This is a genomic window from Paenibacillus alginolyticus DSM 5050 = NBRC 15375, assembly GCF_000422905.1.
Taxonomy (GTDB): Bacteria; Bacillota; Bacilli; order Paenibacillales; family NBRC-103111; genus Paenibacillus_E; species Paenibacillus_E alginolyticus.
The window spans coordinates 70,440-87,360 of sequence record NZ_AUGY01000012.1 but is presented as its reverse complement, the minus strand read 5'-3'; the positions used below and the strand labels follow the sequence as shown (position 1 = coordinate 87,360).

Sequence of the window (16,921 nt, the reverse complement as noted above, 5' to 3'; positions counted from 1 at the left end):
CACCTCCTCATACGAAGGTAATTTGGTTCGTCAGACGAATGCCTTCCTCGGAATATCTTGGCGTGAGCCGAATAAGTCCATTTTGCTGAAGCCGATGCAGGTTGCGACGCACAGCAGAAGTGGAAAGACCCACCTCTGACGCAAGTCGCGTGGACGAAAGCAGTACCGCGCCGTTTCGCCCGCCTGCACGATCCAATAAATAGCTGTACAGCAGCTTCGCTGCAGGGGGAATAGATGCTCCGGTCAGCAACCGGTAACGGGCAAGATCATTCATAGAAGTGCATCCTCCTATCGTTCCAGTTCAGACTTCTGCTTTAGTGGTGCCGATGAAGGGGAATGGAGGGGCGACGACAATTCATTCATGCGCTCCGGCCGAGTGAAGCAATATAAATAAAAGTTATAGTCGCCGGCACGCGGAAAGCATCGCAGATAGTAACGATGTTTTGCCGTCTGTAAACAAAAGCCATAGACATCGCTGTGCCGCGCGCTTGGTAGACGGGCCTCTGGATGTTTTATACAAAAATCGTGCATGCCACTGCGGTTTTGAAGCAGCCCCTGTTCCGTCAACGCTTGAATGACCGCTCCAAGCTCCTCCCGAAAATCAGGAGTTTTCAACGAAGAGATGTGTTCGAACCAAGTCGCCCAGAATGCCTCCCCATCTTTGCCAAAATCACCGCGCACATGCCCAATACAACCGCGCTCCGTATCCTTCTCGATGGAGGCGGAATAAAAATAAGCCTCATCCTCAGATGTGGCAATCTTCAGCTTCTCAATCATGCTCTTTTCCTCCCAAACGGTATGCTGTTTTTAATGGGTGCCGCCCGTACCAAAATCGTCGTAGCTGGACAAGTCGGCGTGATAAAACACAACGTCCCCGTCTAGCAAAGAGAACATCCTCCCGTAAGGATCGACAAAACTGCGCTGAAAACCTTCCATATGCCACTGGTTGTCCAGCGGCGCATTTTTATACTGCAAATGCGGGTGAGCGATGTCCTTATTGCGAATGGTTTCGATGTTAAAATTGACTACAATATAGCCGTCACGCAGGAAGATCGGCGCATTGTCGTCCAGCCGGTGGGTACGTCCGTACTCGGCCAGATTCATGCCTGCTGGCACTGCATAGGGAGCAGCGGGAAGGCTATACTCGCCAAACCAGCGCTGCACCGAGGCATTAGCTCGTGCAGTATCAATGCCGGACGGCACCTGCATACTGCCGATAAACGTCCGAAGCTGCGAAGGAAGTAACATTCCGTCGTAGCCGCCGACGTAAATCCGCTTTTGCGCCGTTTTCTTCAAATACTGCTGTACATACGATGTCTGACTGCCAGAAGAACCATTCACCCTCCAAAGTGAACTGGCAGTATTGGTTAGCTCCTGCTGCGACACATTGCGCAGACGGGTATCCAGCGTCACCAGCCGCTGCTCGGTGTCTTCCGTGGAGCCGATCCGAATAAACCGCTTGGTTCCCGAATGATAGTACAAGTCCACCTGTTGTCGGTTTTTGCCCTGCTTGTCAACGAAGTAAAAGGTAGGCGTGATTTTAATCCCGTCGCCCGCGCTGAACATGTTGCCGAGCGTTTTGACCTCAAATTTGAAGTGATAGCCAGTTTTGACAGCGACGTTTTTCTTTCCGCTCTCCGGGTGACTGCCCGGCCGGATCGGCAGCACGTAAGGGGCCGTATTGCCGCGCGCCGCGCCGTCGATCCCTTTTGTACCAACCCAATAGCTATTTCCGGTCGGCGCAGCGCTTCCTTTCGCCGTTCGGAACACCGTTTCCCAATTGAAATCGGCAATATCGGTAATACGGAAGTCGAACAGCCGGCCTATAACCTCGACCGGCACTACCTGCGTTGCCACATGGTTTGAAAGCTCGAGATTGGCGTTAGGTTGTGATGTGAATGAAGCCGGACTGTTTTCGGCAAACGTGCGGAACAACACATCATAGTTTCCCTCGTCCACCCAAACGGGCATGTAAAAGGTGGTCGTTAGCTGGCCGACAGGAATCGAAGTCCAAGTGTCCTTCGGAATCAAGGTTGCATGGTCGGCCTTATAAACATCGAACGGGAACCGCACCTGCTTGTCTCGCACATATTTAGCATAGTCCCGGTTGCCGTAGCCCTTGATGTCCTTGTGTGCGCCGCTGGTTGGAATGGTAACAGTGAACGGTCTATCCAAAATAAGCGCGGCTCGTCCGGCTGTCGGCGTTGTCTTCTGGTTATGCGCCTGATCGTCGGATACGGATGCCTGATTGACAACGGGTGTATGCACCGTCACCGGGTTGATGCCATTGATCGGGTAGCTTTTGTTGTCACCGCCGCCAATGCCTTTAATGAGCGTATAATAGATCATGCCTGTGCTGGATTGACTGGCTTTATTCGTTTTTCCAGCGTCAATGACATATCCCGAGCCGTACAGCACATTCTGACCGATCACGGTAGGAGCTGGAATCGTTCCGGGCGCTGGAGCCGTTTCCTCGACTATCCGATTATCCATCACCGTACTGCCGTTAAACACCAGCGAATCGTTTTTCACCTTGATTTTGCCGATGGCGTTTTCCGCATTGGACTTCCAATCCTCGTTCGGAATGGAAGGGCGGCTGGAGCCGCCGGATACGGTCTGACCGGAGAGCGTCACGTTCGAATAAACCGGGTCGGTCACATGTGCGCTAAGCGTTGCATCATGCGCGGCGGATACCGCTGGAGGCGAATAACCGCTCGGCTGGAGCGTTACCGTTCCAGAAGGCAACGCGTAATTGGCGACCGTCGCCTTTTGCAGACCGTACACTTCGAGATTTTGAATCGTCCAGAAGCTGTACTTGCGTTCAATCGTATAATCCTTCGTGACCGTCTGCGTCGCGGAACGCGGAACATAGATCGTAGTCGAATTGCCTTTGTCATCCGGTGGGCCAGGTTGTGGTTCCGTCCACGTAAGGGTATATGTTTTGCTTACCTGAATGGGGTATTGCTTCGTGCCCTTCGTTTCCGTGAATGCGTTGCGGTACAAGTACGATTTGGCTAATACATCCGCGTACAGGCTCTCCGAAGTCGGAATGCCTTGCAGCACATCGAATTTTTCCGCGCCGCGCGTATCTGCTTTGATGACGGCGGAAGCGCCTGCGTCCATCGCTTCGGCTTGCTGGCTCGTGCCGGGTTGCGAAGCACCGCCGCCACTGTCGCCTTTGTGTATCGTATGATCCGACGTGGAATCCCCGCTGTTACCGTTCGCATCTTTCACGACGACGGTAATTTTGACGGTTACACTAGAGCCAGAGCTGAACGGGATTTTGATCGGTAGTGTTTTACTCGCCGTCAGTCCGCTGAGCGAGCCAGACTTGTCGCTCGGCGTAACGAATGTTGCGTTCTCTATTTTGGTGATCTCATACGACTTGAGCGGCGTTGACGACATTGCCTCAAATATAAAATCCCCACTCACTGTCGTAATCGAAGCATCGACGTTGTCTGGCGCGTCGATACGGGATGTCACCGTGATCGGGGAGGGGATTTTATAGATGCCGACGAAGTTGGAGCCGCCTGAGCCGACCTGGATAGAGCGCTCCCGTAGCTTCGCGTCTCCTTTTTCCTGTATGAACAGCTTCTCGTCCGGCTTATTGTTGTTTGTTATATAGGACCGGATGATTTCATACGTCTGGCCACCCGAAGTAAGTTGCGGTTCGAAAGTATGGTTCGCTTCATCTCCCGTCTCGTAGACGCCTTTATCGACTTCCTTGAGTTTCGTACCATCTTCCTTCTGATAGATCGCCTTCACCGAGTTATTTTCAGCGTATTCGGCAATCGCATCCGTTCCCCCGAGCGCGACCGTAAAGCTTCGCGTTCGCACCTTCGGGTTCGTATCGGGATTTTCCTGCAACCAATTTTTCTGCGATAAGTCCTTCTTTGGCGATAAATAGGAGCGGACAATACTGTACGTTTTCCCGTTATCCTCAATCGTCGCGGGAAACTCGTGGTTGATCGTTTCGCCGACTTTGTAGTCGCCCTTATGGAATGTGACCTCCGACTGCTGAATGACCTCTCCACTTACCGTTTTCGCAACGACATCAACAGGAAAATTGGCGCTTCGATAGGGGACGTGAATCCCGAAGTAATCATCGAGATCATCCGGGTGCGCCCAGGGTTCAGCGTTCTTGATTTCGTTCAGCGTGTAAAATGGGCCTTTGCGCACATTCCCGTTGCCGTCGATGGATACCATGATCGCATACAGGTACAAATTGTCATTGTCCTTGATGTCGCCCATGCCTGCTTGCCACATGCCGTCCGTCACTAAATCTTCACTAACTTCGTAGTAGGTCGTGACTGGCTCTCCGGGAACGGGAGGATTCGGATTTTGTGCGACTTGACGCACCTGTTGATTGACAAAAGAGGCATGACTGCCGTTACGTGGGTCACCGCACTGTTTGGATGATGTATTCGTGCAGAGTTGGTCACGACGCACCGTCCAACCTACCGTTCTGTAGCGGATGGACGAGGTTGCTGCCGTGCTAGTGATTTCAAATTTGATCTTACCCTCATCTACGCGAACAGCCGGCGTAGCGGCATTCGTAAGAAACGGAAAACACGACAATAAAAAAGAGCATGCTAGCAGCACGCTCAACGTGATTCGTATGAATTTAGGTTTGCTCATCTAGTTCGAGTCCGCCTTTCTAATGGTATGATTGCGGAACAAACTCGCATTCGGATCGACCTTCAACGTACTTCCCCAATCTCCGCCTACATTAGTGGATAGAGAAATATCCGTGTAACCTTCGTACCAAACACCTTTCTCAAACGTTTGTTTTTTCGGGAACCATTCATCGTAGAGCAAGTCATTGCTTGCTTTGTACGAGACGAATTTAATCCTGAACTTGGATCGCACAAAGTTGTTGCCGAACCCGTCTTTATAAATCATAGACGGCTCGGGATCAAGATAGCCCTCAATCTGGATATGGTTCTCTTTGACCCATTCTACGTAGCGGCGAATATATTTCATTTCGGCATAGGAATTTTGCATTTTGGTTGCAAAAACCGCCTGCGCCCACGCATCATCAATCGTGTTGTAATCCACGTTCAGCCAGAGCGCACCGAATGCTTTCAGTCTTTCCATCCAAATATCCACGTTCTTCTTGTTAAATTCCGGCTTGGTCGAGTAGAGGACGGATGAAACCTTACTATCCGTTGGATGTGAAAACGGATAATCCATCTCGTACATCTCATTCGGAACGTCCGCCAGAATGTATGGATAATCACTCGCGTTCTTCGGTAAGTCGGTCGTGCGAATCGAGCGCCCCCATTGGTCGGTCTGCGCCGCGCTATCTTCGCTGGTCTTGATAACCACGGTGTCTGTTGGATCGTCCCAATCTACCATAGCGCCCAACACTTCGCTGACGAAACGGAGCGGCACAAATGTCCGACCGCCGCTCAGGATGGCTTTCGTATCCAAAGTGACCGCTTCGCCATCTACCTGTACAACGTTCTGGTTAATCGTCAGAATGATAGATTGATCGTCTCTCGAAATCGGAACGGTCTGCGTTTTCGACTCCCAACCGACTTTGGCTCCGAGCGATTCGGCGACAAAGCGCACCGGGACGAGCGTTCGCCCGTTCTCATCAATAAATGCCTGCTCGTCGGGAAACCAGATTTTTTTGCCGTCCATGACGACGCTGACAAAGGTTGGCGGTTTACTGGCCGCGCTTGCCGTCAAACTGAATATACTTCCGAAAAGAGCCATAATGAGTAGGGATACTAACCTTCTTTTCAAATGCCTCACTCCCTAAAGAAAATGTTCGGAACTGGAAAAACTTGCTGTTGCCTACATCATAGTGCCGATTCTGTTGCCTGTCCACTGTCCGGCAGTCTGTCCTCTGCAGGAACCAGGAGCCGCTCGTCACTCCGTGCGCGAAGCCCTTCTTCTTATAACTACAACGACGATGACAAGAATCAGCAGCAAGCCCCCGTAGACGAAGGATGGGCGCAATCCAAATGAACCTTCATGATGCGGAGAAATGTCCCCAGTAGCCTGAATCACGGTTCCTGATGGCATAGTCCGGCTGTCCGTTACTTCAAAAGGGAATTCCTTCTGTTCTGTGCGGTCACCCAGCGTTGTCTTCACTTCCGCCATGTAAGAACCTGGAGAAAGCGGCCTGTTTAGCTCCGCCATGTACTGTGCGATCGTGCCTGCATAAATGGAATCAACTGTTGATTTCCTTTCAAACAAAAGCTCGCTGGCATCGTCCTGCCGCTTGATCCGCACCTCGATCTCCGGTTCGGACAAGCTATCGCCTTCATTGACCAGCAAAATCGTCAGGCTCGCTTTTCCGTTCTCCAGCGTATATGCGGCCGCGTGCGGGACAGCCTCAGGAGGCTTCGCTTCGTCCAACTTGTAGTTGAGGACGACCTGCAACCCGATTTTACGCGCCGCCGATTCCCTCATACTTTGATCGTAGACGCCGATGACGGACACGTACTGGCCCGGCTCCACACTTTCAGGTATCTGCATTTCCATTGTAAAGCTTTGCGTCTCGCCAGCCTTGAGGGTTATACTGCGATCCGGCGCCCTGTACCATGCAGCCGAACCGGTATCGGGATCGCTCGGTAAAGTAAAATCCTTACCGCCGCCCAATGCAGGCATGGCATCGGCCGCATAGAGCAGCGCTGTTATTTCCTCATCAGTGGGATTCGTGACGTGAACCTTGTACTCTCGCTTATCGCCGGGTACTATATCCTCGACATAAGCGCCCAACTCCGGATTGATCCGGTCGGAATCCCCACTGATGACCAATTGCTGCCCGTCCATAGGGTTTGTAAATCCGGCGGCTATCCAAAAAACGATTGCCGCCAGCAACAGTCGAATCCACATGATTGATGAACTCCTTTGCTTCTATTCCGCTTGCCATCGCTCACATGAGCGAATAGGCATACGTTCCTGCTAGAAGGCCGAGCCGAGGCAAGGCAGGGGCATATATCCCTTGCGCGCGGCTGCTTGCTCGCTGGCAAACGTTTCTTCGGCCGGGTAGGTGTAACCGCAGGAACTGCGGTAGTACACCTTCATACTGCCTTTCCTGGCCCCGATGATCGTTGGACGTTTCACGATGCGGCTCCCGCCAAGCGCATAGTTGTTGTACACCTTTGCTCCCATCGGGATACCTTGTACAAAAGCCAAAACGCCCACATCATCCACCGTATTGTGCCAGTCCTGATCGGAGATCAGAGGCAGGGTGAACGTGTAGGACAGGCCATTTCGAGAGACCGTTTCGTTATATCGATTGATCCGGTAGGCCAACTCGTCCTGGATCGATCGGACAATCGTGCTTCGTCGTACCTGCTCGAAGAGCGCAGCATCCTGCAAAAGCGGAATCGTCGTTTGCTGCCGGATGTCCTGCCGCAAGCCCTCATGCCAGCTTCGGCTGGCCGCATCGTAAGCGAGTACCTGCTGGTCGAGCGTAAAGGAAAGGCTGTTACCCGCCGAATCGGAATACGCATAAGGCTTCTTCGTTCCCCAAGCTGGTTTCATGACAGTTTTTCCGTCTGTCCCCGTCCATTCTTGCTCGGAATAGACGTAAAAGCCGTCGTACCCGACGATCACGATAGCTGGAATGTAGCGATGCAGGACACCTTGCGACAACGGATCATCCCCAGCGCCGAAGCCTGCGTCCAGCGTCCGGTAGAACGCCGCTAGTGCTTCTTCCTTGTTCAGCGCGACATGCTTGGCCGAGGCATATTGCGCTTCCTCCTGCTGGCTTGCGTTAATGACGAGCAACCTCGCGGCGTCGTCCACCGCGGCATCCAGCGCAGCGTCGTATCTCATCTCCGTCAGCACCGCCCGTCGCAGGGTTTCTGTCTCATTCCGGTTGACTATCGCGAGGGGGAGAAACAACAGCGCGCCGACGATTGCCCATTCAATCCATTTCATTGCGCACCACCCCGCCATACGGAATCACGATTTTTTCATTCGGGCTGATGGTATTATTCAGAAAATCGAAGAGCAGCGTGCCTGCCGTTCGGTTCGTATTGCGCACGATCACCGAGAAGCTGTCACCCGCGCGCATCCGATAACGACGGCTTGGGTCATCCTTTGCTGCCCGATTGTCGGGGAACAGCACCGGCAGGATCTGCGCATTGAAAAACGCATCGTACTGTACCTCGTAGTTGCCCTTAAAGGTTTCGGGCCGTGTCGGATCGTCGTAAACCGGCACATACTTCTTGCTGTCATGTTCCATCTGAACGTCAAAGCTATTGCCGGTCGCCGCAAGCGCGGTTATGAAATCGTTGTACATCGTTGGCGTGATGCCGCCTTTGTCCCGAACCGCATCGACGAAGGCTGTCGTCGCGCGCAAGGCAACCAGTTCCGAAATATCGTCCTGCTGGTCAAAGGCGGCAGAGAGCGGGTAGAGATAGAGCAGCAGAACAGCGATCAATACGGCGAAAATTTTGATCAAACTGTTCATGGCAGGCTCCTTAGTGTCAGGCGCTGCAAGTGACCGGAAACGTCCCGTTCATAGGCGGGCTGATAACGCCCCTTCAGACGTATGCCTGCGGACGAAAGCTGCTCCCGTTCCAGCGGCGGCGCGAATCGAACGCCGTCTACCACCATTTCCGCATCTCCTTCATCTAGGCGAGCGATAGCTTGCAGCACTTCCGCACCGGATACCGAACCGTCGCCCGAGAGCGGTACAACGATTTGCTGCAAGTTGCGATCCTGCGATTGGCCGGTTACATAGGCAAGCGAATTGAGTGAGGCACCGGTCTGAAACAAAATCAGACCGCTGCCTGCGGCCATGAGGAAAACGAGCAATGCTGCGCTCATCTCCAGCATCGTTCTTGGCGCGTAGTTCATGCGTTACACCTCCTTCATGACGAAAGCGTCCAACCTGGGCCGGACGCTTTCGTAAACTCATCCGATCTTATTGCTGCCGGAAGACGATGCCGCGAATGACATTGCTGCTGTCCAGCACCAGCGTGCTGCGGAACTTGCCGCTTGGATTAACGTAGTTGATGTCCGCTTCGTCTACGGTCTGGCTAATCTGGCCGGGTGCGGCTCCGACGATTGCGCCGTAGGTGACGCTATCCAGAGGCACACCGGTATTGACAACCTTGCCGTACCACTGACCGGTCGGGTTTTTGCCGGTAACGATCTGGATGCCAAATTGGTCCTGATCGCGGAACTTGCGAAGCGCGTTGACAACCTGACTGCCCGAAAGCGTCGTATTGTCATACACCGTAAACGCCGTTTGTGAAAGTTCCGTCTGGATATTGCTGAAATTGCTTTGAGCCGCCTTGGTCGAATCCTGGGCGGAAATAAACAGCACGACAGCCAGTGTAATGAGTGCGATGGCAAGGAAGATTCCTGCTGCCATGACAAGTGCCTTCTGCGCATTGGACATGTACAATTCTCTCCTTTGATTAGGGGGATAAAAAAAACGCCTTCCCGCTGATGAAGGAAAGCGTCTGTATGGGTTACTGGATGCGTTGAAGCTGATCGTAGTACACGGTCATCTGATGCAGGCTGACGACGACAAGCGGAATCACCAAATACCCGAATATCAGCGCCATCAAGGGGGCAAACCCGATCCAGCGGCCCCAGCCTGCCTTTTGTTCAATTAACTGTTCATACTCCTGCTTGCGCTGCTCCCGCGCAAACCCCTGCTCTGCTTCGAGATCGTCGAATGCCTGCCGGATCGTCAAATGCTGCGAAGCCATTTCCAGCTTTTCCACGATCCGAACAAAAGGCAGAAACGGTGCATCTTCTTTGAGCTGCGCAAGCGCCTGCTCCTCACCCTGTTCAAAATGAAGAAGGCAGGCTTGCAGTGGCTCCTTGAAGACCTGCGCGAACTGCTCCATCCATAGCAGAAGCTGTTCAACCGACATCCGTTCCATCCCGGCGAGCATGGCAATCACGGCCTGCAACTGATCCACCTCGTGTTTCATTTCCATCTGCCGCATACGCCGCTGGAACAGTCGAATACCAACTGGCAGCGTGTACCCACCCCATGCTGCGGCGAAAGCCAAAAACGCTTCCCACCACGCCAGAAAAGGCTTATTCAGCTTATCCAGCTTGCCCAGGATGCGCCGCGCCGCCTCTCGAAGCTGATCCTCCTTGACCTGTGCAGCCGGGTCCTTGCGCAGCAGGCTGATGACGCTATTTTCGCTTCGCGGCCTCACCTCCTTTAATTGATCGAGCATCCTGCGATCCAGCGCGGCGGCTTCCCGCGCCTTCGTTTCCTCCTCCGGGGACAACTGCCCGAAAAGTGATCCCGGCTTCACCGGTGCATACAGCACCTGATGCCGCTCCGCTGCATGCAAGGACACGAACAAGCCGAGCACCGTCAAAAAGACTGCGAAGCCGGCCACGATCCGCTGCACGTAAAACCATTCGAGACGTAAGGGAGAGGCTGTATCCTTGAGCAGCCGGGTTATCCGTTCCGCTTCACGCGAGCCGGGAACCGGCCCCAGCCGGTGAGCCAGCCAACGCATCCACGGCCAGCCATAGACCCGTTGCTCCCATCTTTTTCGGCTGGTGGGCCTTGCGGTCGCATCCAGCTCCGACAGGTTGCGCAGCAGCACGTAGCATAGCCACACGACGACAAGCAGACAGAGTTTGACGGCCCAACCGAAAGCGCTGGCGTAGAACGTGTCCATTGCCGGAAAAAAGTGGCTGGCCCAGGCTTCAATCGGACGGGTAAACAGCAGTGGCAGCAGCGCGATAACGGTCAGCCCCTGTAATAAGAAACTGAGACGCTCGCGACGCAGCAATTCCAGATTCAGTTCGATGGACAGCTTTTCCAGTCCCTTGAGGTAGACCGAGCCGCTTTCCGTTTGCTGATCGCCATGCTCTTTGATGAGATACGACAATCCCGCAAAGCCCTGCAAATAGCGATTCGGGGCATGCTCCACATATTGCGCCAGTTTATCTTCGGCGTCGCTGTCCGTCAGCATGTCGTACAGCTCTTGCCCGTGCAGCGCCATTTCATACGGCGCGCTGTCAGCCGATTCATAGACGGCTTCATCCACCATCCCGTGACGATGGTAATGATGTCTCACATCCCCAAGAAACAGACGAAGTTGTCGCAGCAGCCGCATTTCGAGCCGATAAACACCCATATCCGAGAGGATGCCGTGGCCGACCCAAAGACCAATGCCGAGCATCGCCAGCGTGTAAGGGTCGCGCACCGCCAAAACAAGCGGAATCGCGGCCAAAAACAAGACAAGCCACATCAAGAGCGCCGATTTCATCACCTCAAGCCGTAGCTTCCATTCGTCCCCGAGCCGCAGGATGACCAATCGCCTGCGAAGGTGCTGCAAGTACATCCTTAAAACCGGCATCTGCTCGCAAACGCTGTATAGCTGCTGCATGAAGCTGTAAACCGCCTGCTTGCGAGGCGCTTGCCCCGGCTTACTCAGCGCTTCGTAGCGCCGGACTGCCGCCACCTCCGAATCACGCCGGGACAGCCACAGGAAGGCCGCGACAGCGGCAAGAAAGAGCACAGTTGCGATGCCGAGCAGAGGGGAGAGCCATTCCCGAATCATGTCTCATCCCCCCAATGGGATGCCAGAAACGCATCAAAGACGGCCTGATCGGGGCCTCTCAAGTATTCCGCTATCTCGCAGCGACTTTGCTCGGATAGGGGATGAACGGCAACGTAACGACCGTCGCGGCATTCGACGAGATTTCGGGCGGTGTACAGCGGGCGATCCGTCGAGCGGCGGAAGTATTCGAGCGTCGTTTCCATAAAGGCTGCCATTCGTTCGTCCTTTGTCATTTTCCCGCGAAAGGCTTCCGGGTACGCCGTCTCCTGCGGCACTGGGACGCATTCCGTAATGCGCTCGATATAGCGCCGTCCGTCCAGGTCGCGGCGGAGGTGAATATCGAAGTTGACGACGCTGACGACCTGCTGCTCCGCCACACGCTCGTTCGTAAACACCTTTGTTTTCAACAAGGAATTGCGCAAAGACAGTACAAGGTCACGGAAGGTTTTGGCGTGGTGCGTGAACAAGGTGAATAATGACGCCACCTGTGCCATCTGAACCATCCAAGCGGCGACCGGATCGGTCGCTACCTCGCCCAAAATATTGACAGAGCCGTCCGTCTTCTTCTGGATGTCCAGCCCCTGTTGACCGGAAATCGTCTCGGTTTCGCGCAGGCTGACGATGTTGCGTTCTGGATAAATTTTGCGCAATTGAAGCTCAAAGCTCATTTCCTGTACCCGGATGGGCAGCACTTCAGGAATATGGCGAACCATCGCCATAAGCAGCGTTGTTTTGCCGCTGCCCTGCGCGCCGGTAATCGCGGTGATCCGCGCACCCGATACCAAGTAACGAATGAGGCCAATCGGCAATTCCGCGCCTTCGTCCTGAATCAACTGCTCCAGCGTCGCGCTTTGCACGTCGAATTTGCGCACAAAAAAAGCCCACGATTCACTGAATCGGGGGCGCAGCACGACGACGCGGGAGCCGTCTGCCATTTCATTGACCTTAAATCCGTTCGCCTCGGACAACTGACCGGGAAAATTGTGCTTGTAGATGATCTGGCAAACGCGTCGCAGTTCCTGCTCGGAGCCGAAGGACAAGAAGCTCAGGTGGATGGACTTCCCTTTGTAAAACAGCCATACGCTGTCATGCGAACGGGGCAGCGACTGAAGCTGTGCGTCCTCCTCCAGCGAGCATTCGCCCTCCCACATGAGCGGCGGCAGACCGGATACGCCCCCAGATACGCCGTCCACACGCATGTCGCGCAGCTCGTCCACAACGCTGAATCCTTTGTAATGCTGATAAATCCGCTGGACGACAAGCTGGAGCTTATCGTCCGTCGTCAAACGCGGCGCTTCACGGGTGAAGACGCTACGAATATCCCCCGCCGTAATCCGGTACGTTTCAAGCTGGCCTTCCTCGTTTCGTCTTTGCCGATCCCATTCATAGGTTTGAACGAGCCGGTCGAGCGCATGAAGCCCGGCTTCCTTTTTATAGGTGTAAAGCAGAATATCAAACTGGTCTTGCGCGGAGAGGGACTCCGGCTGATGAAAAGGCAGCAGGAGGTTCAAATGCGCATCGTCCAGTTCATAGCGTTGCGTGAGCAGGTCGGCAATGATCTCCTTGACGTATTCCTTGTCCCGCAGATCACCGGAGGTGCAGCCCCGCAGCGCCTTTTTCAGCTCCGCCCGTTTGCTTTTTCGGCGGCGGTATTCTTCCTCCGACAAACCGAAGTCGGCCAGGTTGCTGCTGGTTAACTCGTGTAGCGTTGCTTTTACGAAAGTGGTCATCGCTTCTAGCGTATATACCGATGTGTCGTCCGTCCGTTCCGGCAATCGTCGGCTCAGGCGCAAATAAAGGAAGAAGATTGTAAGCAACAAGAGCGCGATCAGGATGAAGGCATTGAGCATAGCTGTCATGGCGTGTCGCCCTCCTTCCCTCCGAAAAGCCTTGCGCCTGCGCTTTCGATCACAGCCTGCGCCAATCGTCGCACCTGCTGCACGAACAGATGGTTCTCATGACCGCTTGCTATCTTCCTGTTGCGAAACCAGAAAGGATTCGCTTCGCCATGCTGTGCCGCATCCATCCAGCCTGTATTATGTGCAACAGGGTACACGGTCGGTCCTATACGGAATTGACGCATGAGATTTTTAGAAGTGAGCGTCGAATAAGGGTCGTACTGGCCGAACACGAGCAGCGTTCTTCGGCCTTGCAGCATCGCTGCTTCTGCCGATTGAAAAAATCGCTCTAGAAGGAGACGGTTTTGCGGCAGGCAGACGACCCATACGTCGGCCTGCTGCCGCAGCATTTCGTCCCAAGCCGACCCGTTGCCGCTCCCCCCATCCAACAGCACTACATCGTAAGCGCGGCGGGCAACCGCAAGCAGCGGTGTGAGCCATTCTTTTGCCGTTTCGATAAAGATATCCTCTTGCTTGATGGAGCCGGGCAAAATATCCAGGCGATCCCGCAGCAACGGATGGGCATAGTCACGCAGCATGACAGGCTCCAGCTTGCGGTTTTTCAGCAGACGCAAGAGCGCATCAATTCCCGTGTCCGGGGTATGCATGTCCTCTCTTCCGGCAGGTCGATAATAGGCTCGTTCGACAGCGACGTAGCTGCTTAGCAAATGCCCAAGCAACAGCAATCGCGCCGAGTATTCCAAACCCATGCATGTCGCCGCGGCGAGTAGATTAGTCGTTGTCCCGGCCTGACCGGATACAGGACTCCAAAATACAACGGTAGCTCCCATAAACGTTCTCCTTTCTACCACACCCGCACCCGTTTACGGGCGATTGCCCAGGCTCGTCGCGCTGTCTTGCGGTCGCAATCGCCAAGCTGCTCCAGCATCGTCAGCAGCATCTCGCGAAACGCCCCGGTCAGCCCGCGAAGGTCGATGCGGCCGTGGTGTTGATTGTTCAAATCGACGGCTGCATCGCGTTCGTCCAAAGGGAAGCGAAACACCGTATCCTCCAACTGGATATGCCGCAACCGCTTTTCGGCTCGCCACGCTGCCAACTTTCCCGGTATGTCAGGGGAGAGCAACTCGAAAAACGAGACAGGCTCTTCCGTGTTCTGTAAGCCGAGACGAAGCATCAGCTCCTCGTTTTTCTCCAGCGATAACCGCCTTCCATCCCAGCACCACACCCGCTTATCAAACTGGGACAGGTTGTGGTGGAAAACAAATTCCGTATGATCCGTGTCCACCAGCATGATGTCGAATGCCGGTGTCGTCCCTGCCTGTGCCAAGCCTCGTTCAAGCTGTTCGGGAGTGAGATAGCCGTAGGCCACATCCATACCTTCATAATCCTGAACGGCGCTATTGGCATAGGCGTTCGGCAGATAACCCCGAATCGACTGAGTGACTGTGGAATCCACCAACAGCACTTTATTCCCCAACGCCACAAGCAAGCGGCCAAGCACCAACAAAGCATGCGTCTTGTCCGCTACGCCGATAAAAACAATTTTTTTCATATCCGCACTCCTCATTGATTGAAGATGTTTTCCCACTTATCTTCGCTTGCCGGAGGCGCTTCGGTTGCAGGAGGCGTACCCGATGGCAGCGACGGCGAAACGGCAGGAGGGGGCGTCTGTTGATTTTTCGGAGATTGAGTAGCTGCTGCACCAGCATCACTCACGCTAGGCTGCGGACCATTCGTCGAAACTGCTGATTCTCCAGACTGCGGTGTGCCTACTGGCTGTGTTCCGCTCATGGCATTGCCCTGCCGCGTCGTCATCCGTTCGTTTTGCAACTGCTGCTGCACGGTTACACTACCGCTGGTGACGCGAAGTTTGTCCGAGTCGCTGACCGCCTTCAAATTGCCATCCAGCGTTTGACGCAGCGCGCGGGCAAGTTCGATTTTTGCGGTTTCGAGCAGATTGGGATCGACCGCCATCAGGTTCAATACCTTCTGATTGGCCGGATAGTTGACCACAGCCGCTTCCTGTAAGCCCGGCTCGATGTACGGGAGGGCATACAGCCGCGCTCCCTGCAAGTACGCATCAATAATTGCGCTGGAAGTTTGGAGGATGTCCATCTCATTCAGTTCCAGCCACACAACCGTACCGGACAGCTCCTGTACCTTCTTTTTAGATAAAAGAACAAAGTCCTCGCCGGTTGGAAAGCCGATGCGAACGTCTATATATTGGTTAGGCTTGAGATTAGAGGGAAGCTGAATGACCTGAAACTCCTGTATGCGCAAATCCTTCGGAATGGGCTGTCCTTCGTACAATAAAGAGGAAAGTAGCGGCATTCCTGATGCAAGCTCGATCTTGGCGTTTTTGCCGATGATGCTTTCCCGGTCGGTGATTACGCCCGGCGGAACCAAACTGACGGGCATCGGAACAGCCTTGAGGTCATCCGCTTTGAGCGAGACGCCTGCCGGTATCGTTTTTGCAGTCGTCCAGACATTTCGGCTGTTTTGCTGCTCCTCCTTTTTCAATTGCTGAATCTGCCGCTCATACTCCTCTTTCATCTGTTGCTGCTTTTGCTGCTGGTCGGTGTGCTGCATCAGCATATACAAGGCCGCTGCTACCAGAAGCGCCACGCTGATCGCAATGGCTCCCATGATGAGCGTCTTGCGGTGTCGATACGTCCATGACATCATTCACGATCTCCTTTCATTTATATAGAAGATACCTTGCGCTTCTCTTAACGCGCTTCGCCTCGCGGACGCGGCTTTGATGGGGCTTGCTCCGCTTGTCGTTGTGCCAGCTTCTCGGCCGCCCATGTGGGCGTATGCTCCGGCTTCAGGAACCCCATCAGGTCTTCCCGGTTATAGCGGTATTCATCGCCGGAATAGAGGGTTTCCGCATAGACCGCCCGCCCACGTGAGTTCCCCGAAGCCCCGAAACCTCCCGTTACCCAAATCAACTGATGGTCTGCCGTGCGAAATTCCGGCCGTAGCCAATCCAGACGGGTAACAACAATTCTGCCGCCGAGATCATCGTCACTTTTGATGGGCAGGCATTGGTCGGGTTGAATGGGAGGCATCGGCTCCGTGATCGTAGCGCGCTCGGTCTGGAGTTTCTCGATTTCCCATTGCAATAGCTTGGTAAATTCCTGCATTGCGACTAGGTAATCCGCATATCCTTCTGCACCGTAATACTGATCGATACCAAACAAATTATTCTGCGAGCAGTAGCAAACCAAATAGGACTTTTCGGTATTCGTGATGTCGATGCCTAAAACAACCTCCACCCTGCCAATGGGCAGCGCTTGATAGACTTCGTAGTCACCGGCCATTCGTTTCTCTTGTTCCATCGTCAGCCCTCCCGGTTCTTTTTGCGGTCACGTTTCTTGTGCAAGCCTTCGGCTTCCTGAGCCTGCTTGCGCAGTTGTGCTTCTTCCTCCTCAGATGGCCTACTACGCGCAAAACCCGGCTTTTCTTTCATCAGACGTTCATACTGACGCCGTTTTCCTTTCGTAAAGTCCATTGATGATCTCCTCCCCGAAAATGGGCATAAAA

The 16,921-nt window shown here is 54.1% G+C and carries 16 protein-coding genes; all 16 read right to left on the bottom strand.

What is annotated here, in order from left to right:
• Positions 1-7 precede the first annotated feature (7 nt).
• The 16 genes from G519_RS0106445 to G519_RS49980 all read right to left on the bottom strand — a co-directional run bounded on the left by G519_RS0106445 (position 8) and on the right by G519_RS49980 (position 16,889).
• A complete protein-coding gene (locus G519_RS0106445) occupies positions 8-274 on the bottom strand; it encodes a helix-turn-helix domain-containing protein (RefSeq protein ID WP_029193979.1) in 267 nt (88 codons plus the stop codon).
• A 14-nt stretch (positions 275-288) separates the two neighbouring features.
• Positions 289-777: a hypothetical protein gene (locus G519_RS42015; RefSeq protein ID WP_051253162.1), complete on the bottom strand. Its 489-nt coding sequence runs from the start codon at positions 775-777 to the stop codon at positions 289-291.
• Between the two features lie 30 nt (positions 778-807).
• Positions 808-4,638, bottom strand: coding sequence for a DUF5704 domain-containing protein (locus tag G519_RS42010; RefSeq protein WP_244280035.1), 3,831 nt, complete (start codon positions 4,636-4,638; stop codon positions 808-810).
• The gene (locus tag G519_RS0106430; protein ID WP_029193978.1) at positions 4,639-5,751 is read right to left on the bottom strand and encodes a copper amine oxidase N-terminal domain-containing protein; all 1,113 of its coding nucleotides are present in this window, start codon (positions 5,749-5,751) and stop codon (positions 4,639-4,641) included.
• Positions 5,752-5,877: 126 nt separating this feature from the next.
• Positions 5,878-6,849, bottom strand: coding sequence for a COG1470 family protein (locus G519_RS0106425; protein WP_029193977.1), 972 nt, complete (start codon positions 6,847-6,849; stop codon positions 5,878-5,880).
• A 69-nt stretch (positions 6,850-6,918) separates the two neighbouring features.
• Complete coding sequence (locus G519_RS0106420) at positions 6,919-7,902, bottom strand: hypothetical protein (RefSeq protein WP_029193976.1); 984 nt, start codon at positions 7,900-7,902, stop codon at positions 6,919-6,921.
• Complete coding sequence (locus tag G519_RS0106415; protein ID WP_029193975.1) at positions 7,889-8,437, bottom strand: hypothetical protein; 549 nt, start codon at positions 8,435-8,437, stop codon at positions 7,889-7,891. The genes G519_RS0106420 and G519_RS0106415 overlap by 14 nt, the downstream gene beginning before the upstream one ends.
• On the bottom strand, positions 8,434-8,826 hold the full coding sequence (locus G519_RS0106410; RefSeq protein ID WP_029193974.1) for a hypothetical protein: 393 nt from the start codon (positions 8,824-8,826) through the stop codon (positions 8,434-8,436). The genes G519_RS0106415 and G519_RS0106410 overlap by 4 nt, the downstream gene beginning before the upstream one ends.
• Positions 8,827-8,893: 67 nt before the next feature.
• Entirely contained in the window at positions 8,894-9,373 is a 480-nt protein-coding gene (locus G519_RS0106405) for a hypothetical protein (protein ID WP_029193973.1), read from the bottom strand.
• 73 nt (positions 9,374-9,446) lie between these two features.
• Positions 9,447-11,516, bottom strand: a complete 2,070-nt coding sequence (locus G519_RS0106400) for a hypothetical protein (protein WP_029193972.1) — start codon at positions 11,514-11,516, stop codon at positions 9,447-9,449.
• Positions 11,513-13,375: a Flp pilus assembly complex ATPase component TadA gene (locus G519_RS0106395; protein WP_029193971.1), complete on the bottom strand. Its 1,863-nt coding sequence runs from the start codon at positions 13,373-13,375 to the stop codon at positions 11,513-11,515. Before G519_RS0106395 ends, G519_RS0106400 begins: the two co-directional genes overlap by 4 nt.
• Entirely contained in the window at positions 13,372-14,205 is an 834-nt protein-coding gene (locus G519_RS0106390) for a hypothetical protein (RefSeq protein WP_036632208.1), read from the bottom strand. The genes G519_RS0106395 and G519_RS0106390 overlap by 4 nt, the downstream gene beginning before the upstream one ends.
• Positions 14,206-14,219: 14 nt before the next feature.
• On the bottom strand, positions 14,220-14,927 hold the full coding sequence (locus G519_RS0106385) for a hypothetical protein (RefSeq protein ID WP_029193969.1): 708 nt from the start codon (positions 14,925-14,927) through the stop codon (positions 14,220-14,222).
• A gap of 11 nt (positions 14,928-14,938) precedes the next feature.
• Positions 14,939-16,060, bottom strand: coding sequence for an SAF domain-containing protein (locus tag G519_RS0106380; RefSeq protein ID WP_244280034.1), 1,122 nt, complete (start codon positions 16,058-16,060; stop codon positions 14,939-14,941).
• Between the two features lie 44 nt (positions 16,061-16,104).
• Positions 16,105-16,716, bottom strand: coding sequence for a hypothetical protein (locus G519_RS0106375; RefSeq protein ID WP_051253157.1), 612 nt, complete (start codon positions 16,714-16,716; stop codon positions 16,105-16,107).
• A 2-nt stretch (positions 16,717-16,718) separates the two neighbouring features.
• Entirely contained in the window at positions 16,719-16,889 is a 171-nt protein-coding gene (locus tag G519_RS49980; protein ID WP_154669546.1) for a hypothetical protein, read from the bottom strand.
• Positions 16,890-16,921: the final 32 nt, after the last annotated feature.